Source organism: Thermovirga sp. (assembly GCA_012523215.1).
GTDB lineage: Bacteria > Synergistota > Synergistia > Synergistales > Thermovirgaceae > 58-81.
The window spans coordinates 1-2,474 of the sequence record JAAYIZ010000128.1 but is presented as its reverse complement, the minus strand read 5'-3'; the positions used below and the strand labels follow the sequence as shown (position 1 = coordinate 2,474).

General features: G+C 53.1%; 2 protein-coding genes. One reads left to right on the top strand and one right to left on the bottom strand.

Going from position 1 to position 2,474, the window contains the following annotated elements; all coding sequences use genetic code 11:
* The coding region (locus GX108_03585) for a hypothetical protein (protein NLO56125.1) at positions 1-630 on the bottom strand (630 nt) is incomplete at its 3' end.
* 413 nt (positions 631-1,043) lie between these two features.
* Between GX108_03585 and GX108_03580 the strand changes: the two genes are divergently transcribed.
* Positions 1,044-2,183 carry an ATP-binding protein gene (locus GX108_03580; protein NLO56124.1) on the top strand — a complete coding sequence of 380 codons (1,140 nt, stop codon included), beginning with the start codon at positions 1,044-1,046 and terminating at the stop codon, positions 2,181-2,183.
* Positions 2,184-2,474: the final 291 nt, after the last annotated feature.

Genomic DNA, 2,474 nt, shown 5'->3' with positions numbered 1-2,474 from the left:
CACCGTATCTCTTTTCAGATTCCCCCGCGCCGTAGCCTTTACTCCGCCTGATCCCGCTACAATCTCCAGCAGAACTCGGCAGTTATGAAGCAGCGGGGCGTTTTCAAGCATATCGGCGGGCAGGTCGTCGTTCAGGTTTATTACCTTTTCGTCATTCCACCAGCCCAGGTTCAAAAGCTCGTGCATTTGTTTTGGTGAAAGCCCGTAGAATTCGTCAATTGGAGACTCGTTGTGATCGCGGGAGAGTTTTTTCAGCGCCTTGTCCAAATCCGGCAAGCGTCCATTTTTCCAGTCTTTAACTGTTTGGGCTACCTTTTGTCTGAATTCATCGCTCGGCGCCCCGGGGCGAACCCTGTCCGAGGTAGGATCTGCGAGGGAAGGCAGATCATCAACACGGTCTCGCACCTTCGAAAGGATCCCCTCAAGAATTGTCCGATCCTTCCCGGCCGCCAAAAGGCATACGTCTCTGTTGATACATTCCCCCATCAGAAGCAATTCGTCAAAATTAAGCAACGCAATCCAAATATCACCTTCCCTTTCAAGGTCACATCTTAAAAACGAACCAAAAGCCCTCCTTGCCAACGGCGACGAAAGCAGAAGCACCCTTCTTTCTATTTCCGAAAGCGGCAAACGCGTTTCCCCCGAATCCCAAAATCACATATCTATCGCGCCGAACATGAAGACTAATTTCCCAACCCATGATTAACGCCATGGATTACTGATTTAACTATAGCGCTTCGGGAGCCAGCCGCAACAACCTGGACAATTTTCAAAAAATGCACAAAAAAGCAACGAACGCTCCTGGCTGTCATTTCGAGCGAGCGGCGTAACCGTGGGGAGATCGAAGATCCGGCCTACAGCCAGCCGCCCCGGTTTAAAGGTGAAAAGGGTTTGGCCTTGCCCGTTTCGATTCACGATTTACGGCTTTCTCGCCCTTATGGTATACAAATGCTCAAAATCAAGCCCTGACCCCAAGCCCTTGCCTCTGGTCTCCTTTCATAATAAAATAGCGCCATGCGCTAATAATATTTGCGGAGGCCGAAATGAAAAAACCTGATTATATCCCCCGGTGGGCCGAGGAGATCCTTCTGAGAGAAACGGAGACCAGCCCCGTGGTCATGCTTCTTGGGGCAAGGCAGGTCGGAAAAACGACCCTTTTGAAAAATTGCCTCGTCCCCAGGGGCTGGACCTACATGACGGCCGACGACCCCGACCAGATGGTGGCCCTTGCCGCTGATCCCAAGTCAGTGCTGAAAAGCGCCGGGGATGTAATACTCGACGAGTTCCAGCACATGCCCGGCGGCATCGACAGGGTAGTCAAGCTCCTTGTAGATAACAGTGAAGAAGTACGCTTTGTCCTTACCGGATCCTCCACGTCGGGGATGCTTCGTTCTCTTGGCGACAGCATGGCCGGAAGATCTTCCATAGTTTCCATGTACCCTCCGGCACCGGGTGAGTGGCCTGGCGAGGCGGACTGGACAAAAGGGTTGCTGCCCCGTGTCAGGCTTGGATACCGAAATGAAGAGGCCTGGCTCTCCTTCTGGAAAGGCTACGAAGTTGCCATCGTGCAGAAAGACATCCCTGCGGTATCGGACATACGCAAACGCAACCCCGCTGAGATCTACAGGCTATGCAGGCTCCTCGCCGCTAGGGCCGGATGCAGGATCAACTTCCAGGACCTGGCCAGGGACATGGGAGGAATCGCCCTTACCACTGTAAAAAGGTGGGTCAACGCCCTTGAAGCGGTCGGGGTGGTGGAGCTCCTTCCGCCATGGGTGAATGTATCGTCCCGTTTCCGGAAATCACCCAAGCTATACTTCTTTGACCCCGGCTTCGCCTCCTACCTGGGGAACATCGACGGGGGAAGCCTCTTTGAGAACGCCGCTTTTACGGCCCTTCGTGCCTGGAGTTCCCTGAAACCCAGTACGGGCCTTTTCTGGTATCTCGACCGCAACAACAGGGAGATCGACTTTATCATCCAAAACCGCGGGGGCAACATTGGCTTCGAAGCCAAGAAAGCCTCCTCCGTCAACCTGTCACATGCGAAAACACTTATCGAAGCAAGGCGCGAGGGCCTTATAAAAGAGGGATATGTCCTCTTCGACGGAGAGGGTAAACAACAGCTATCGGAAGATGTATTCGCCCTAGGAATCCGATCCCTCACGCCAAAATTCCCCTCATAGCCCAGCCTTCAAGCCTTCTTTCTTCCGGTTTCCGGTTCAGGGGTGCTGTCCTTCCTGCGGCCTAAAACCCCATAACATCGATGTACAGCGATGAACCATGAAAGTATCGGCGTTGAGAAAAAAGATAGGAATGGCCCTCACCCGCAAGGGGGGGCCATCGTCGGAAACTTTGTGATCTTTCAAGGCGATGAAAGAATGCCTGAACCGGGGCAAAAAGCTGAACCTCTGTAATAGAAGCGGGTTCGAGATCGATCTGGTAGGAGAAGGTTCCCTGGTGGATGCCCTCTAGAT

Excerpts from the sequence above, each read along its gene's own strand:
- GX108_03580 (NLO56124.1), top strand. The coding sequence starts at position 1,044 with ATGAAAAAACCTGATTATATCCCCCGGTGGGCCGAGGAGATCCTTCTG.